Here is an 18,532-nt window from a genome sequence, read left to right as displayed (position 1 = left end):
AGACTCGACGTAAGCGACGGTACGAATGCGCAGAGTTCTCAGGCGACACCTGTATCTGTCGTTCGGCTCGCTCGGCCGAGAGCCACGCAGATCCCCATCTGCCGGGAGAAGTTATTGGTTACGCGCGAGCGCGGACAACCCCTAACCAGGCAACCGACCAGCTAGGGGTGTCCGGTCCCGACCCGCCGCACTAGCGTCGCCTCGACCGGGTCCACGCCCGATCCGGTCGGCAACCGCAGCCGCCGGAAGGACCACCAGAGGATGACCACGCCAGAAACCGACAACGGCTTGTGGGTGCGACGCTTCCACCCCGCCCCGGGCGGCGCGAGGCGCCTGGTGTGCCTGCCCCACGCCGGCGGGTCGGCAAGCTTCTACTTCCCGGTGTCCCGCGGTCTCTCCCCCGCGGTGGAGGTGCTGTCGATCCAGTACCCGGGGCGGCAGGACCGGCGCCACGAGAAGTGCATCGGCGACATCCACGACCTCGCGCGCGAGGTGTTCACCGTGCTGCGGCCCTGGCGGGACGAGCCGCTGGCCATCTTCGGGCACAGCATGGGGGCCAGCCTCGGCTTCGAACTCGCCCGGCTCATCGAGCAGGACGGCGGCAGCGTCGCGCATCTGTTCGCGTCCGGGCGCCGGGCGCCGTCGAAGGCACGGCACGAGACGGTGCACCTGCTCGACGACGAGGGGCTGCTGGCCGACGTCCGGAAGCTGAGCGGCACCAACTCCGCCGTCCTCGGGGACCCGGAGATGCTGCGCGCCGCGTTGCCGGCGATCCGCAACGACTACCGGGCCGCCGAGCGGTACACCTACCGGCCGGGGCCGCCGCTGAGCTGCCCGATCACCGTCCTCACCGGCGACGACGACCCGAAGACGACTGTCGACGAGGCTCGGGCGTGGTCGGACCACACCACTGGAGCGTTCGACCTGAAGGTCTACCCGGGCGGGCACTTCTTCCTGGCCGAGCACCAGCCGGCGATCCTGCGGGCCGTCTCGGCAACCCTGAGCGCGGCACCGGCGGTCTGATCTCACGCCGACGGGGGCCGTCCACCGGTCGTGACGACCGGTGGACGGGCCCCTCGGTACGCGCTGTCACCGCTTGTGGCCGACCGCGATCACGTAGTCGAGCTGCGCCAGCTCACGCTTCATGAGGTCCTGGTTCTTCCAGTGGGCCGCCATGCTCTTGCGGACGGCCGGCTTGACGACGGCCCGGAACGCGGGGTCGTTGGTCCGCTCGGCCATGTACGCCCGCCAGCCCTCCCACGTCCGGTCCTTGATCGAGCGGACCTCCGGGTTGGCGAAGCCGGCCTCGACCAGCTCCTGCCGGTACGTGTCCCGGTCGTGCCAGTTCTCCTTGGGAATGCTGAACTTGACGAAACTCAGCGGGCCGGACTGGATGGCCGCGCGGACGACGTCGCCGCTGACCGGGATGATGTCGGCAGTGGCGAGCACGCCGCCCGGGCGCAGCACCCGCAGCGCCTCGGCGAAGAACGCGCTGCGCGGGTAGAAGTGGAAGGCGGACTCCAGGGCGACGACCCGGTCGAAGGTGTTGTCCTCGAAGGGCAGTTCGGTGGCGCTGCCGAGCCGGAAGTCGGTCCGGTCGGCGAGCCCCTCCTCCTGCGCCCGGCGCTGCGCCGCCTCGACGTGGTGCGGGGTGATGTTCAGGCCGTACACCTTGGCGACCTGGCGCTCGCGCAGCCACTTGAAGTCCTGGTCCCCGTAGCCGAAGCCGACGTCGAGCACGGTGTCGTCCGGCTTGAGCCCGGCGGCGTCGGCCAGCTTGTCGGCCAGCGCGTCGGCGGCCGTGTCGATGTCGGTGACCCCGTCGGACCAGTAGCCCACGTTCATGTAGTGGGTACGGCGGGCCGCGAACTCCACGTCGGGTGACTGGATCTCGTAGAAGCGCCGGACCCGGGTGATGGGGTCGGCGGTGAAGACCGTGCGGATCGCCCGGCCGGCGATCTTCAGGTTCTCGAACATGTCGGTTCCTTCCGGTGGGTGGATGCCGATCAGCCGCGCCGGATCTGCCGGCGCAGATCCTCGACGAGCGCGGGCACAGCGGCCGGGTCGGCGGCGGTGCCGAAGACGTAGAAGTCGGGCCGGACGAGGACCGCCACCGCGTCGTACCGCTTGAGGTGGGCCAGGTACACGTCGTCGAGGTCGAAGGCGGTCGGCGCGGCGCCGGATCCGGGTGCGGGCGCACCGGCGGGAACGATCCGGACGACCCGCGCGCCGAGCGCGTCCAGGAAGGTCCGGGCGTCGGCGTCGAGCAGGTCGTCGGGGTCCTCGGCGCAGAGCAGGACGAAGCCGGTGCCGACGACCTCGTCGAAGAGCCCGGCGCGGCCGTCGACCTCGACGCGACCCTGCGGCATCGGGGCGCCGGCGGCCTCGCAGCCGCTGTGCCGGACCCCGCCGGACAGGGGCTCCAGCAGGGACCGGGTGCGCGGGCGGGCGGTACGCCGGCGCAGCTCGGCGAGCATCGCGGCGTCGCGGCCGGCCGCGGCGGCGCGGTCGGTCTCGCAGATCACCGTGCCCGAGTCGATGGACATCCGGATGGCGTGCTGCACGTGCGCGCAGCGCTCCTCCTGGTAGGTGTCCAGCAGAGCCTCGTCGGCGAGGCCGCGGTGCACCAGGTCGAGCTTCCAGGCGAGGTTGAGGGCGTCGCGGAAGCCCGAACTCATCCCCTGCCCCATGAACGGCGGCATCACGTGCGCCGCGTCGCCGGCGAGCAGGATCCGCCCGGAACGCCAGCGCTCGGCCGAGCATGCCTGGGTCGTGTAGACGCCGTACCGCTCCAGGGTGGCGTTGTCCGGGGTGATGTCGAAGAGGCCGAGCAGCCGCCACACACTCCCGGCGCTCTCGAACTCCTCCCGGCTCTCCCCCGGCACCCGCATGAACTCCCACCGCCGGTGCCCCGGGCCGGCCGACACGGCCGTGCGGGGCCGCGCCGGGTCGCAGACCTGCAGGTTGTTCGGCTTGAACTCGCGGGCCTCGTGCGGGACCACGTCGCAGACCAGCCAGTCGTACGTGAAGCCGAGGTCGGTGACGCCGCTGCCCAGGTGCTCCCGCACGAAGCTGTTGGCCCCGTCGCAGCCGATGACCCAGCGGGCCGCGCGGACCTCCTCGCCGTCCGGGCCGGCGATGGCCACCTCGACCCCGTCGTCGTGCTCGACCAGGCCCGTCACCTGGTACGGGCGCAGCACCGTGACACCCGGCAACTCCGCGCCCCGCTCGGCGAGCAGCGCCTCCAGTCCCGGCTGGTAGAAGGAGACCGAGTCGGGCCAGCCCATCGGCCCGTCGCCGGTGACCTTGACGTGCAGCAGGGTCCGGCCGAAGCCGTTCTTGAAGGTGTACTCGCCCGACGACTCCACCACCGGGCCGAGGCGGTCGGCGACGCCGGCGGCGGCCAGGACACGGCTCGCCTCCCCGTCGTACGACACCGCGCGGGGGAAGTTGTACGGGGTGGCCCACCGCTCGACCGCCGTGACGGTGAGCCCTCGCTGCGCCAGCAGGATCGTGAGCATCTCACCGACGGGGCCGTAGCCCACGATCAGGACGTCGGTCGTCAGCATCGGTATCGGTTCCTCGGGGGTCGGTCGGACACGGGGTCGGCTTGTGGCGTGCGGGGCGGCCGGACGGCCATCAGATACCGAGTTCGGAGTCGATGAGGTCGAACAGGTCGTCGTCGCTGGCCAGTTCGAGGTCGAGGTCGGGATCGCCGCCCGAGCCGGCGCGCATCGTCCGCCACTTGGCGATCAGCACCTCCAGGCGGGACCCGATCTGGTCGTGCAGCTCCGGTTCCACAGTGGCCTCGGTCAGCGAGCGCTCCAGGTTCTCCAGGTCCGCGAGGACCGGCGGGACCGCCGGTCCGGTGTCCGGCGCCAGCTCGGACACCAGGTACGTGGCCAGCTCGTTCGGGTCCGGGTAGTCGAAGATCAGCGTGGCCGGCAGGCGCAGGCCGGTGGCCGTGGTCAGCCGGTTGCGCAGCTCGACGGCGGTCAGCGAGTCGAAGCCGATCTGACTGAACGCCCGGCCCGGGGCCACCGCCGCCCGGCTGCCGTGCCCGAGCACGCTCGCCGCCTGCTCGCGTACCAGGTCGACCACCAGGGTGTGGCGCTCAGGCCCGTCCAGCGCCGCCAGCTGGTCGGCGAGCGTACGCCCGCCGCCGGTCGGGGTGGCCGCCCGCGCGGTCGGCCGTTCCCGGCGCAGCAGCCCACGCAGCAGCGCCGGTGGCCGCTCGACCCGCTCGCCGAGCGCGGCGACGTCGATCCTCGTCGGCACCAGCACCGGCTCGGCCAGCCGCAGGCCCGCGTCGAACAGGGCCATCCCCAGCTCGGACGGGATGGCGAGCTGCCCGTCGCGGGCGGTGATCCGGGGATCGGTGCGGTCCAGCTTGGCGGTCATCTCACTGGCCTGCTCCCACAGCCCCCAGGCGAACGACCGGCCCGGCAGCCCCTCGGCGCGGCGGGCCAGGGCGAGCGCGTCGAGGAACGCGTTCGCCGCGGCGTAGTTCGCCTGACCGGGTACGCCGAAGACGCCGGCGCCGGAGGAGAAGAGCACGAACCCGGCGAGGTCGAGGTGACGGGTGAGCTCGTGCAGGTGCCACGCGGCGTCGAGCTTCGGCGCGAAGACCGTGTCGACGCGCTGCGGGGTGAGGGCGGTGACCACCCCGTCGTCGAGCACTCCGGCGAGGTGCACGACGGCGGTCAACGGGTGCCGGTCCGGTACCGCCGCCAGCACCCCGGCGAGGTCGTCCCGGTCGGACACGTCGGCTGCCACCACCGTGGCCTCGGCACCCAGAGCCCGCAGCTCGTCGACCGCCTCGGCCGCACCGGGGGCCCGCTCGCCGCGGCGGCTGACCAGCAGCAGCCGCCGGACGCCGTGCGTCTCGACCAGCCGCCGGGCGACCAGCCGGCCCAGGGTTCCGGTACCTCCGGTCAGCAGCACCGTGCCGTCGGGATCCCACTCCCGGGGCATGGTGAGCACCACCTTGCCGACGTGCCGGGCCTGGCTGACGTGCCGGAACGCCTCCGGTGCCTGGCGGACGTCCCACACCTGGGTGGGCAGCGGGGTGAGTACCCCGCGTTCGAAGAGCTCCAGCAGCACGACGAGCATGCGCTGCACCTCGTCGGGCTCCTCCAAGGTCAGGTCGAAGGCGGTGTAGGCCACCCCCGGGTGGTCGGCGGCGACGCGGTCGGCATCGCGGATGTCGGTCTTGCCCATCTCGACGAACCGCCCGCCGCGCGGCAGCAGCCGCAGCGAGGCGTCGACGAACTCGCGGGCCAGCGAGTCCAGGACGACGTCGACACCCCGGCCGCCGGTGGCGGCGGCGAAGCGGGTCTCGAAGTCGAGGGTCCGGGACGAGGCCAGGTGTTCGTCGTCGAGACCGAGCGCGCGCAGGGCGCCCCACTTGGCGGGACTGGCGGTGGCGTACACCTCGGCCCCGAGGTGGCGGGCGAGCTGCACGGCGGCCATGCCGACGCCACCGGCCGCCGCGTGCACCAGCACCGACTCGCCGCGGGTGAGCCCGGCCAGGTTGATCAGCCCGTGGTAGGCGGTCAGGAAGACCACCGGCACGGAGGCGGCCTCCACATACGACCAGCCGACCGGCATCGGGGCCAGCAGGCGGCGGTCGGTGACCGCGACGGGCCCGAAGCAGCCCACGAAGACCCCGAACACGTGGTCGCCGGGCCGCAGGTCGGTCACCTCGGCGCCCACCTCGACGACCTCGCCGGCGCCCTCGCCGCCGAGCGGTCCCGCGTCGCCAGGGTAGAGGCCGAGTGCGTTGAGCACGTCGCGGAAGTTGAGGCCGGCGGCGCGGACGCGTACCCGGACCTCGCGGGGGCCGAGCGCGGCGTCGGCGGCGTCGGTGGCGACCAGAGTGAGGTTCTCCAGGCTGCCCCGCACCGGCGCGTCCAGCCGCCACGCGGCGGCGGGTGGTGCGGGCAGCTCACCGGCCGACCCGGCCCGCGCCAACCGCGGCACGTACGCCGCGCCGACCCGGATCGCGGCCTGCGGCTCGTCCGCCGCCAGCAGGGCGGCCACCTCATCGGGGCCGATCCCGTCGTGGTCGACGTCGACGACGACGATCTGGCCCGGGTTCTCCGACTGGGCGGAGCGCACCAGACCCCACGCCGCCGCGGCGGCCGGGTCGGTCACCTCGCCGGCGTGGTGCACGGCCACCGCGCCTCGGGTCACCAGCAGCAGCCGCGACGCCACCCAGCGGGGCTCGGTGAGCCAACGCCGGACCAGGTCGAGGGCCTGTACGGCGGCATGGCGTGCCGCGCGGGCGGCGGGCTGCGCGGGGTCCGCGTCGAGCGGCACGAGCACCGCCGCGGGCAGAGCCAGGCCCGCGTCCACGGCGTCGGCGAGCCCGTCCAACCCGTGGTGCAGCGGGAACCCCTCCAGGCCGGGGGCGACGGTCACGGCGTCGACCGGAGTGGCCGACTCGACGGGCGGCAGCGGCGTCCAGTCGACGCGGAACAGGGCGTCGCGGGTGGCGGGGTCGTCGGCGACGGCCAGCTCGGTGGCGGAGATCGGGCGCATCGTCAGGGCGGCCACCTCGGCCACCGGGGCGCCGGTCGGATCGGCGACGGTCAGCGCGATGGCGTGCGGCCCGACCCGGTTCAGCCGTACCCGCAGGGCGGTCGCCCCGGTGGCGTGCAGGCTCACGCCGCTCCAGGCGAACGGCAGCAGGAGCTGGCCGGCCCCGGCCCCGGCGAGCCCGCCGAAGTGCGCGGCGTGCAGGGCGGCGTCGAGCAGGGCGGGATGCAGGCCGTACCGGTCGGCGTCGACCCGCTGGGCCGCCGGCAACTCCACCTCGGCGTAGACCTCATCGCCGCTGGTCCACACCGCGCGCAGGCCCTGGAACGCCGGCCCGTACTCGTACCCGTCGGCTTCCAGGCCGGCGTAGAAGCCGGTCAGGTCCACGGGCCGGGTGTCGGGCGGCGGCCAGACGGTGAACTGCGGAGACACCGCGGGCTGATCGGCGCGGAGGGTGGCGCTGGCGTGCCGGGTCCACGGCTGTCCCGCCGGCGCGTCGGCGGGCCGGGAGTGCACGGTCACCGGGCGGCGTCCGTCGCCGGCGCCCGCGCCGACCACCACCTGCACCTGCGTCGCTCCGCCGGCGGGCAGGGTCAGCGGCGCCTCGATGACCATCTCGTCGAGGAACGGGTGGCCGACCTCGTCGCCGGCGCGCAGGCAGAACTCCACCAGGCCGGTGCCGGGCACCAGCACGCTGCCGGTGACCCGGTGATCGGCCAGCCACGGCTGCGCGTCGGCCGACAGCCGCCCGGTGAACAGGTGGCCCCTCGTCTCGGCCAGCGCGACCGACGCGCCGAGCAGCGGATGACCGGCGGTGTCCAGACCGGCGGCGCCGACGTCGCCGGGGCCGGAGATCGGCCGGGGCCAGTAGCGGCGGTGGGCGAACGCGTAGGTGGGCAGGTCGACGCGCCGGCCGCCGGCCAGTGCGGGCCGCCAGTCCACCGCGACCCCGGACACGTGGAGCTGGGCCAGGGAGAGCAGGAACCGCTCAAGGCCGCCCTGGTCGCGTTGCACCGAGCCGACCACCACGGCATCGCCGTCGTGGTCGGCGAGGGTCTCCTCGACGCCGACGGTGAGCACCGGGTGCGGGCTGCACTCGACGTACGCGTCGTGGCCCTCGGCGGCCAGCGAGCGGATCGCCCGTTCCAGCTCGACGGGCCGGCGCAGGTTGCGGTACCAGTAGTCGGGCCCCATCTCCTCGCCGTCGAGCCAGCGCAGGTCGGTGGTGGAGAACAGCGGCACGGCGGCCGGACCGGGGGTGATGCCGGCCAGCACCTCGGCCAGCTCGTCGCGGATGCGTTCCACCTGGGCGGAGTGGGAGGCGTAGTCGACGGCGATCCGACGCACCCGGGTCTGCTCGCCGGCCAACTCGGCGAGCAGCTCCTCGACCGCTTCCGGCTCGCCGGACACCACGACGGCGGCCGGCCCGTTCACGGCGGCGACCGAGATCCGCTCGCCGAAACGGGCGATCCGGTCGCGGACCGTGTCGGCGGGCAGCGCGACGGAGGCCATCGCCCCGTGCCCGGCCAGAGCCCGCAGCGCGCGGCTGCGCAGCGCCACCACCCGGGCCGCGTCGGGCAGGGACAGCACCCCCGCGACGCAGGCGGCGGCGATCTCGCCCTGGGAGTGGCCGACTACGGCGGCCGGCTGCACACCGTACGAGCGCCACAGCTCGGCCAGCGACACCATCATCGCGAACAGGGCGGGCTGCACGACGTCGACCTCGTCGAGGCCGGGCGCGCCGGGCGCCTGGCGCAGCACGTCCACCAGCGACCAGTCCAGGTACGGTCGCAGCGCCGCGTCGCAGGCCGCCATGCGTTCGGCGAACACGGGGGCCTGGTCGAGCAGGTCCAACCCCATGCCGAGCCACTGTGCGCCCTGCCCGGGGAAGACGAACACGCAGCGGCCCGCGGGACGGGCCTCGCCGCGCGTGACCGCCGGGTCGGGCCGGCCCTCGACGAGCGCGTCGAGGGCGTCGGCGGCCCGCTGCGCCGAAGCGGCGACCAGCACCGCCCGGGAGTCGAAGGTGCCTCGGGTGGTGGCCAGCGACCAGGCCACGTCGAGGGGCCGCCGGCCGGGCCGGGCGGCGAGGTGCGCCCGCAGCCGGCGCGCCTGGCCGATGAGCGCCTGCGGGGTACGCGCCGACAGCAGCCATGGCAGCGCACGCTCCTGCGGCGGCTCGGATCCGGCGGCCTCCGGCATCGTTTCGGCGACCGACTCGACGATCACGTGGGCGTTGGTGCCGCTGATGCCGAACGACGAGACGCCGGCGCGCACCGGCCGGTCCGCCGCCGGCCACGGGCGGGCCTCGGTGAGCAGCTCCACCGCGCCCGAGTCCCAGTCGATCCGCGAGCTGCGGCGCTCGGCGTGCAGGGTGCGCGGCAGGACGCCGTGACGCATCGCCATGACCATCTTGAGCACGCCGGCGACGCCGGCCGCGGCCTGGGTGTGCCCGAGGTTGGACTTGACCGAGCCGAGCAGCACCGGCGGTGCGCCGGGCGGACGCTGCCCGTACGTGGCGAGGATCGCCTCGGCCTCGATGGGGTCGCCGAGCGACGTGCCGGTGCCGTGGGCCTCCACCACGTCCACCTCGGCGGCGGTCAGCCCGGCGGCGGCGAGCGCGGCCCGGATGACCCGCTCCTGGGACGGCCCGTTCGGAGCGGTCAGCCCGTTGGACGCGCCGTCGGAGTTGACCGCCGAGCCGCGTACGACGGCCAGGACCGGGTGGCCCCGGCGGCGGGCGTCGGAGAGCCGCTCGACCACCAGCATCCCCACGCCCTCGGACATGCCGAAGCCGTCGGCGTCCTCGGCGAACGCCTTGCACCGCCCGTCGGCGGCGAGGCCCCGCTGGCGGCTGAAACCGGTCAGCCCGGCCGGGGTGGCCATCACGGACACGCCACCGGCCAGGGCCAGGTCGCAGTCGCCCTGGCGCAGCGCCTGCACGGCCAGGTGCAGCGCCACCAGGGAGGCGGAGCAGGCGGTGTCCACGGTGATGGCTGGTCCCTCCAGCCCGAGCGCGTAGGCGACCCGGCCGGAGAGGACGCTGCCGGCGGTGCCGGTGAGCAGGTGCCCCTCGTCGGCGGTGACCTCGCCGTCGTCGGAGACGACGCCGGGGGCGACCCGGCCGGCGTAGTCCTGCCCGTGGGTGCCGGCGAAGACACCGGTCCGGCTGCCCCGCAGGGTGGCCGGGTCGATGCCGCCGCGCTCCAGCGCCTCCCAGGAGGTCTCCAGCAGCAGCCGGTGTTGCGGGTCCATGGCGAGGGCCTCGCGGGGGCTGATGCCGAAGAACTCGGCGTCGAAGTCGGCGATGCCGGTGAGGAACCCGCCGGAACGCACGTACGACCGGCCGGGCGTGCCGGGCACCGGGTCGTAGAGGTCGGCCAGCGGCCAGCCCCGGTCGTCGGGCAGGTCGCCGATGACGTCGGCGCCCGCGTCGAGCAGCCGCCACAGCTCCTCCGGGGAGCCGATACCGCCAGGGAAACGGCAGGCCATCGCGACGACGGCGACCGGCTCGTCCAGGGCGACGGTGCTCGCGTCGGTGACCCCGGTGGCCGCGGTGCCGAGCAGCCGGGCGTGCAGGTGCGCGGCGAGCAGCTCGGGAGTGGGGTGGTTGAACACTGCGTGCGGGGCGAGCCGGACACCGGTGACGGCGGTGAGCCGGTTGCTCAGCTCCACGGCCATCAGCGAGTCGAAGCCGAGGTCCTTGAACGGGCGGCGCGGCTCGACCTGCTCGGGGCCGGCGTGCCCGACCACTGTGGCGCACCGGGTACGGACGAGGTCCAGCAGCAGCTCGGCGCGCTCGGGCTCGGCGAGTTCGGCCAGCCGGTCGGCGAAGCCCTTCGCGGCGGCGGGCGCGGAGGCGGCGTTGACCGCCCGGCGGGGCGGCGGGGGCAGCAGTGCCCGCAGCAGGGCGGGCACCTCGCCGGAGGTCCGTACGGCGGCCAGGTCGAGCCCGATCGGCACGAGCGCCGGCCGGTCCACGTCCAGGGCGGCGTCGAACAGCGCCAGTCCGGCAGCCGTGTCGAGGGGGCGGGTGCCGCCGCGGGCGAGCCGGGCCAGGTCGGCCGGGCTGAGCCGGCCCGCCATCCCGTCCCGGGCGGCCCACAGCCCCCAGGCCAGGGCGCTGCCCGGCAGGCCCTGGGCACGGCGGTGCGCGGCGAGCGCGTCGAGGAACGCGTTGCCGGCGGCGTAGTTGCCCTGGCCGGGGCTGCCGAAGGTGGCGGCGGCCGAGGAGAAGAGCACGAACGCGGCCAGGTCGAGGCCGGCGGTGAGTTCGTGCAGGTGCCAGGCACCGTGCACCTTGGAGCGCAGAGTCCGTGCCCAGCGGGCGGGGTCGAGGTCGGTGATCAGGGCGTCATCGGTGGCCCCGGCTGCGTGCACGACGGCGACGAGCCGGCCGGCCAGTGGGGCGATCACCTCGGCGAGCGCCGCCCGGTCGGCGACGTCGGCCGCGACCACCCGGACTGTGACGCCGGCGTCGGTCAGTGCTGTCGTCCAGTCGCCGGACCGGCCGCTGCGGCTGACGAGCACCAGTTCGGTGACGCCGTGCGCAGTGGCGAGGTGGGTGGCGACCTGCCGGCCGACCCCGCCGGTGCCGCCGGTGACGAGTACGGTGCCACCGGCCAGGGCCGCCCGCGGCGTACCGGCCGGGGTCTGCGCCACGGGGCGGAGGCGGGGCAGCAGCGCACGCCCGTCGCGGACGGCCACCTCGGGTTCGTCCTCGGCGGCGGCCAGCGCCGAGCGGATGGCGGCGTCGTCGGTGGTGTCGAGGCTGAGCAGGAGGAAGCGGTCGGGTTGCTCGGCCTGGGCGACGCGGAGCAGCCCGGCCACCGGGGCGTGCACCGGGTCGCCGTCGCGCAGGGCGAGGGCCAGGCGGGTGGTCTCCGCGCGGGGGTCGGCCAGCCAGGTCTGGAGGACGCCCAGCACGGCGAGGCTCACGGCGTGCGCCCGGTCGGGCACCGGCCGGCCCGGCTCGCCGTCGCCGACCCGCAGCACGAGCAGCGGCGGCAGCGGCCCGTCCGGGGGCGTGTCGTCGGCGATCGTCCAGGAGGGCGCCGGGGTCGCCGGGAACGCCGCGGGCAGCCAGTCGACGACATACAGTCCGGCGGGGGTGGCCGCCGTCGTCGGCGGGCCGGCGGGCGGCAGGTCCACCGCCCGCAGCACCACCCGGTCGGCATCGAGCACGGGCCTGCCCGCGTCGTCGACGGCGCTCAGCGTCACCGCGTCCGCCCCGCCGGGGGCCAGGCAGACACGCAGCGCGTGCGCTCCGACGGCGTGGCGGCGCACGCCCGCCCACTCGGTGGGCAGCAGCCGAGCGGTGGGCCCGGCGTCGGCGACGGGCGCGAAGTCGGCGAGCGGGAGCAGGCGCAGCGCCGCCTCCAGCACCAGCGGGTGCACGCCGTACCGCTCGGCGTCCGGGTCGCGGGCGTCCTCCGGCAGGCGTACGTCGACGAAGAGCCGGTCGGCGGTGACCCAGGCGCCCCGGACCAGCTCCCCGGCCAGCGCGCGGTGCTGTGGTGCGCTCAGATCCACCGGCCGGGCCCCGGTGGGCGGCCAGACGGGGGCGAAGGCGCCCCGACCGCTCCCCGGGTCGACGGGCGCGAGCACGGCCTCGGCGACCGCACGCCAGGGCAGCCCCTCGCCGGCCCGGACGTGGCAGTGCGCCACCCGGTGTCCGTGCCCGTCCGGCGCGCCGACACCGATCTGCACGTCGAGGGTCGCCTCGGTGGGCAGCGGCACCGGCTCGGGGACGTGCAGCCGCCGCACGCTCGGGGCGCCGAGCTGGTCGCCGAGGTGGGCGAACATGTCCAGCAGGGCGGTGGCGGGCAGCAGCGGGGCCGTGCCGTCGCCGGGTGCGGCCAGCCACGGTGAGGTGGCCGTTGACACCTGCCCGGTGCAGACCACCTGCGCGGTGCCGGCGACCGCCAGCAGCCCGCCGAGCAGCGGGTGCCCGACGTCGGCCAGCCCAGCGCCGCCGGGACCGCCGACACCGGTGGGAGCGGGCAGCCAGTAGTGCCGGCGCTGGAAGGCGTACGTGGGCAGGTCGACGCGGCGGTGCGGGCCGGGGCCGGCGAGGACGGCACGGTCCACGGCGACGCCCCGCACGTACAGCCGCGCCACGGCGGCGAGCAGCGCCTCGGCCTCCCCGGCGGTGCCCCGTACGGCGGGGACGAAGGCCAGTTCGTCGGCCTCGGCGACGAGGCAGTCCTGGGCCATGGCGGTGAGTACGCCGGCCGGGCCGATCTCCAGGAAGGTGGTGACGCCTTGCCCGTGCAGGGCCCGTACCCCGTCGTGGAAGCGGACGGTGCCCCGCACGTGCGCCACCCAGTGCTCGGGCGAGCAGAGCCGGGCCGGGTCGACGGGGTGACCGGTCAGGTTGGACACCACCGGCAGGTGCGGGGTGCGGTACGTGAGGCCGGCGGCCACCGCGCGGAACTCGTCGAGCATCGGGTCCATGCGCGGCGAGTGGAACGCGTGCGACACCCGCAGCCGGCTGGTGCGGCGCCCGGCCGCGCGCAGCGTGTCCGCGACGGCCAGCACCGCGTCGGTGTCGCCGGAGAGGACGACGCTGGTGGGGCCGTTGACGGCGGCCAGGCCCACCCGGTCGGTGAGGTACGCGGCGACCTCGGCCTCGTCGGCCTCGACGGCGACCATCGCGCCCCCGGCGGGCAGCTGCTGCATCAGCCGGGCACGGGCGGCGACCAGCGCCGCCGCGTCGGCGAGGGAGAACACCCCGGCGACGTGCGCGGCGGCCAGCTCGCCGACGGAGTGGCCGAGCACCGCATCGGGGCTCACCTCCCAGGACTCCACGAGGCGGTAGAGCGCCACCTCGAAGGCGAACAGCCCGGGCTGGGTGTACAGGGTCTCGTCGAGCAGGCCGGCCGGTTCGGTGCCCTCGGCGGCGAGGACGACGTCCGCGACGGGGTACGGGGCGTGGCCGGCCAGGCAGCGATCGAGTTCGGCGCAGGCGGCGTCGAAGGCGGTGGCGAAGACGGGGTACGCCGCGCACAGCTCGCGGCCCATGCCGGCGCGCTGGCCGCCCTGCCCGCCGAAGAGCAGGCCGAGTCGGCCGTCGACGACCCGGCCGGTCGACACGCTCGGCAGGTCCAGGTCCGGGCCGCGGCGGGCCAGCGCACCGAGCCCCGTCCGGGCGGACTCCGCGTCGCCGACCAGCACCACGGCCCGGTGTTCGAGGGCCGCGCGCGTGGTGGCGAGGGCGTGCCCGACGTCGACCGGGTCGGCGTGCGCCCCCGGCCCGTCGAACCACGCCAGCAAACGGGCCGCCTGACCACGCAGCGCCTCGTCGGAGCCCGCCGAGAGCAGCCACGGCACGGGCGGCCGGACGGTGCCGGGCGACGGCGGCCCGGCGGCGTCCCCGGCGGTGGCCGGCGGGTCGGCGGGCGCCTCGACGATGACGTGCGCGTTGGTGCCGCTGATGCCGAACGACGAGATACCGGCTCGGCGAGGTCGGCGTACCTCGGGCCACGAGCGGGCCTCGGTGAGCACCTCGACCGCGCCGGCCGACCAGTCCACCTCGGACGTCGGGGCGTCCACGTGCAGGGTGCGCGGCAGCGTCCCGTGCCGCATGGCGAGCACCATCTTGATCACCCCGGCGGCACCGGCGGCGGCCTGGGTGTGGCCGAGGTTGGACTTCAGCGAGCCCAGCCGCAGCGGTTCCGCGTCGCCGCGTCCCACTCCGTACGTGGCGAGCAGCGCCTGGGCCTCGATGGGGTCGCCGAGCGACGTGCCGGTGCCGTGGGCCTCGACCACGTCCACGTCGGCGGCGGAGAGCCCGGCCGCCTCCAGCGCCCGGCGGATGACCCGCTCCTGGGCGGGCCCGTTGGGGGCGGTCAGCCCGTTGGACGCGCCGTCGGAGTTGACGGCGGAGCCCCGCAGCACGGCGAGGACGGGGTGCCCGTGCCGGCGGGCGTCGGAGAGCCGTTCCAGCAGCAGCACCGCGACGCCCTCGGACCAGCCGGTGCCGTCGGCGCCGTCGGCGAACGCCTTGCACCGGCCGTCCGGGGCGAGCCCGCGCTGCCGGCTGAACTCCACGAACGCCTGCGGGGTGCCCATCACCGCCACGCCGCCGGCCACGGCGAGGGAGCAGTCCCCGGCGCGCAGCGCCTGGGCCGCCAGGTGCAGCGCCACCAGCGACGAGGAGCACGCCGTGTCGACGGTGACCGCCGGCCCCTCCAGCCCCAGCGCGTAGGCGACCCGGCCGGAGACGACGCTGCCGGCGGTGCCGACGCCGAGGTAGCCCTCGGTGCCGGGCGGCGCCTGGCGCAGGTTCGCGGCGTAGTCGTGGTGCATGACGCCGGTGAAGACGCCCGTGGCGCTGCCACGCAGCGAGGTGGGGTCGATGCCGGCCCGCTCGAACAGCTCCCAGGCGGTCTCCAGCAGCAGCCGCTGCTGCGGGTCCATGGCGAGCGCCTCGCGCGGGCTGATCGCGAACAGGGTGGCGTCGAACTCCGCGGCGCCGGTGAGGAAGCCACCGACCCGGGCGTACGAGGTGCCGGGGCGGTCGGGGTCGTCGGAGAAGAGGTTCGCCAGGTCCCAGCCCCGGTCCGTGGGGAACTCCGTGAGTCCTTCCCGGCCCTGGTCGACCAGATCCCACAGCTCCTCGGGGGAGGCGACGCCGCCGGGGAGCCGGCAGGCCATGGCCACGACGACCACCGGGTCGTCCCCCGTGGACGGCACCGCCGCCGGGTCCGTCGTGGGAGCGGCCTGCGCGGCGGCACCCCGCAGGCGGGCGGCGAGGTGCCGGGCGAGGGCCTGCGGGCTGGGCCGGTCGAACGCGACAGTGGCGGAGAGCCGTACCCCGGTGGCCCGGGCCAGCCGGTCGCGCAGGGCGACCGCGGCGACCGAGGTGAAGCCGAGTTCCTTGAACGCGCGGCCGGGGCGGACCGCGGCCGGGCCGGGCAGCCCGGCCACCTGGGCGGTGGCGGTGCGGACCAGGTCGAGCAGGAGCCGGTCCCCCTCGGCGGTGGTGAGCCCGGCCAGCCGGCGGCGCAGCTCGGCGGCGTCCCGGTCGTCCGTGGCGTCGCCGGGCTCCGCGACGGGCCCACGCCAGGCCGGGTGGGCGGCGTCGACGTGGCCCGCCGGGCGGGCGAGCACGACCAGGTCGTTGCCGTCGTGGGCCACGTCGAACGCGGCGAGGTCGGCGCGCACGGCCGCCGGCACGGTGCCCGCTCCGGGTCCGGTCGCCGCCGGGACGCCGGGCAACGACCCGCCCTCGGCGGGCCCGGTCGTGCCGACGAGCCGGGCCGGATGACCGGCGGCCCGACGGCGGGCGACCAGGGCGTGCAGGGCCCCGACGGCCGAGGCGGCCCGCTCCGGGCCCGCGGCGCCCAGCAGCAGGGCGGACGGCACGAGGACGGTGAACGTCGCCCCCGGGTGCCGGCTCGCCGCGTCCAGCGTCGCGGCGAGCCGGAGCAGCCGGGCGGCGCCCTCGGCGTCGGCCAGGTCGTCGCCGCACGGGCTGAGGAAGACCGCGCCGAACGCCTCGTCGCCCACCCGCTCGGCGGGCAGCACGACGGCTTCCGCACCGGTGGCGGTGAGTTCGGCGGCCAGGTCCGCCACGGCCGGGGCGGGCGTCGCGCCGGTGGACAGCAGCCGCAGCCGGCGGACGCGGTGCGCGGCGACGAGGTGCCGGGCCAGCGCGGCGCCGGTCGGTCCGTCGGCACCGGTGACCAGCACCGGGCGCTCCGGGTCGGCCACGGTCGCCGGCCGTGCCGGCGCGGTCGCCGGTGCGGGCACGAGGGCCGCGTGCCGGGCTGCCCCGCCCCGCAGGGCGACCTGCGCGGCACCAGCGTCCACGACGGCGGGCAGCAGGGCGAGCGAGCGGGCCGAAGCGTCGTGGTCGACCAGCACGATCCGGTCCGGGTATGCGGCCTGCAGGCTGCGCCCGACCGCCCAGACGGCACCGGCCGCCGGATCCGGCCCGGCCCACCCGACGGCGTCGCCTGCCCCGGTGGCCGCGTCGCCGGACAGGCCGTGCGCGCCGGGCCGGGTCGCCCCGTCGCTGGCCGGGCCGGTCAAGAGCACCAGCCGGGTGCCGGCGAAGCCGTCGTCGTCGAGCCAGCCACGCAGCCGGCCGGCGAGATCCGCCGCGTCGGCGTCGGCCGGCCCGGCCAGCAGCACCGTCACGTCGGGGGCGTCGGGGGCCGCCCGCAGGGTGACCAGGTCCCGGTGGGCCCGGAACCGCTCCCCCGGCGACGCCGCGCGCAGCGGCTCCACCAGCGGCTCGCTCCCGGCGCCGACAAGCGCCCAGCGGCGGGCCGGGCCGGCGGCGTCCTGCGCGGCCGCCGGAACGGGCGCCGCCACCTGCGGTACGGCGGCCAGGTCCAGCGGTAGCCAGGCGAGCAGGCTGAGCGCCTCGTGGTGGCTGCCGTTGACCGCCCGCAGCCGCGCCGGCCCGTCGGACAGGAGCCGGCGGGTGACCTTGCCGGACGGGGTGCGGGGCACCTGCCCGATCTCGTACAGCGCTTCGGGAACCTTGTGGTAGCTGAGCCTCTCCCGGCAGGCTGCGAACCCCGCGGCGGGGTCGAAGCCCTCCGGCCCCGGCACCACGAACGCCACCGGCACCTCGCCGAGCACCTCATGCGGCCGGCCGGTCACCGCCACGTCGGCGACGCCGGGCACCGCGCGCAGCACCTCCTCCACCTCGGCCGGGTGGATCTTCTCCCCGCCCCGGATGATCAGCTCCTGGTGGCGGCCGGTGACGAAGATGTTGCCGTCGGCGTCGCGGCGGGCCAGGTCGCCGGTGCGGTACCAGCCGTCGCGCAGGGCGGCGGCGGTGACCGCCGGCAGGTTGTGGTAGCCGAGCATGACGCTCGGACCGCTGACCCAGACCTCCCCCTCGGCGCCGGTCGGCACGTCCAGACCCGTCTGCGGGCTGACCAGGCGCACCTCGACGCCAGGCACCGCGCGTCCACAGGAGCCCTCGACCCGGGGCTGCTCCGGCCGGGTGACGGCGATCGAGCCGCAGGTCTCCGTGCTGCCGTACGCGTCGAGCAGCGGCGCGTCGAAGACCTCGTCGAACGCCCGCCGCAGCGCGCCGGTGGTGATCGCCCCGCCGACCAGGCAGACCCGCAGGGCCGGGGCGCGGAAGCCGGTCTCCCGGGCGGCGGTGACCAGGTGGTGGTACATGGCCGGCACACCGGCGAGCACTGTGGCCTCGTCCTCGTCGACCGCGCGCAGCACGTCGTCGGCGGAGAAGCCGTCGATGAGCCGGGCCGTGGCCCCGACCGCCGTCACGCTGAGCACGCACCCGATGTGGGAGAGGCTGTGGAACAGCGGCAGTGGCCAGACCACCCGGTCGGCGGCGGTGAGCCCGGGGATCGGCACGTAGCAGGCGGCGACCGACCAGAGGCAGGTGCGCTGGGTGGAGAGCACACCCTTGGGCCGGCCGGTGGTGCCGGAGGTGTAGAGCATCCAGGCCACCTCGTCGAGGCCCAGGTCGTCGCGGGCGCCCACGGCCGGCTCGGTATCGACCAGGTCGCGCCAGGCGACGACCTCGTCCGGAACCGGGCTGTCCCCGGTGACCACGATCCGCAGGGCCGGCCGGGAGGTACGCAGCCGCAGCATCTGGTCGAGGTGGCGCGGGTCGGTGACCACCAGCACCGCACCGGAGTCGTCCAGCAGATGGGCCAGTTCCGCGTCGGTGCTGTGCGGGTTCACCGGCACGCCGACAGCGGCGGCCCGCGTGACGGCCAGCCAGGTCTCCACCGTCTCCACGCGGTTGCCGAGGCAGAAGGCCACCCGGTCGCCCCGGGCGACCCCGGCCGCCGCCAGGTGACCGGCCAGCCGACGGGTCCGCGCCGCCAGGTCGGCGTATCCGACCGCCCGGCGGTCGTCGCGGAATGCGACCTTGTTCCCCAACCTGGCGGCGTGCGCCTCGATCAGATCGGACAACGGCTGGATCAGGTCGCTCCGAAGCATGTCACCACATCCATCCGTCGGCGAGACTCCTCATCCGCGGCGTAGACCTCGC

At 76.0% G+C, this 18,532-nt stretch carries 4 protein-coding genes; 1 reads left to right on the top strand and 3 read right to left on the bottom strand.

Annotated features, from left to right (window positions below):
- Positions 1 to 261 precede the first annotated feature (261 nt).
- On the top strand, positions 262 to 1,023 hold the full coding sequence (locus tag MICAU_RS12275) for a thioesterase II family protein (RefSeq protein WP_013285628.1): 762 nt from the start codon (positions 262 to 264) through the stop codon (positions 1,021 to 1,023).
- A 66-nt stretch (positions 1,024 to 1,089) separates the two neighbouring features.
- Here MICAU_RS12275 and MICAU_RS12270 read toward each other — a convergent pair whose 3' ends face one another.
- The 3 genes from MICAU_RS12270 to MICAU_RS12260 form a co-directional block, all read right to left on the bottom strand.
- Positions 1,090 to 1,977, bottom strand: a complete 888-nt coding sequence (locus MICAU_RS12270) for a class I SAM-dependent methyltransferase (RefSeq protein ID WP_013285627.1) — start codon at positions 1,975 to 1,977, stop codon at positions 1,090 to 1,092.
- Positions 1,978 to 2,006: 29 nt separating this feature from the next.
- Entirely contained in the window at positions 2,007 to 3,569 is a 1,563-nt protein-coding gene (gene mhpA / locus MICAU_RS12265) for a bifunctional 3-(3-hydroxy-phenyl)propionate/3-hydroxycinnamic acid hydroxylase MhpA (RefSeq protein ID WP_013285626.1), read from the bottom strand.
- A 70-nt stretch (positions 3,570 to 3,639) separates the two neighbouring features.
- Positions 3,640 to 18,480, bottom strand: a complete 14,841-nt coding sequence (locus MICAU_RS12260; RefSeq protein ID WP_013285625.1) for a type I polyketide synthase — start codon at positions 18,478 to 18,480, stop codon at positions 3,640 to 3,642.
- Positions 18,481 to 18,532 lie beyond the last annotated feature (52 nt).

It is taken from the genome of Micromonospora aurantiaca ATCC 27029, assembly GCF_000145235.1.
Lineage (GTDB): Bacteria > Actinomycetota > Actinomycetes > Mycobacteriales > Micromonosporaceae > Micromonospora > Micromonospora aurantiaca.
Note: the sequence above shows the minus strand (reverse complement) of the source record. Positions and strands in the feature narration are given on the sequence as shown.

Excerpts from the sequence above, each read along its gene's own strand:
- MICAU_RS12275 (WP_013285628.1), top strand. The coding sequence starts at position 262 with ATGACCACGCCAGAAACCGACAACGGCTTGTGGGTGCGACGCTTCCAC.
- MICAU_RS12270 (WP_013285627.1), bottom strand. The coding sequence starts at position 1,977 with ATGTTCGAGAACCTGAAGATCGCCGGCCGGGCGATCCGCACGGTCTTC.
- mhpA (WP_013285626.1), bottom strand. The coding sequence starts at position 3,569 with ATGCTGACGACCGACGTCCTGATCGTGGGCTACGGCCCCGTCGGTGAG.
- MICAU_RS12260 (WP_013285625.1), bottom strand. The coding sequence starts at position 18,480 with ATGCTTCGGAGCGACCTGATCCAGCCGTTGTCCGATCTGATCGAGGCG.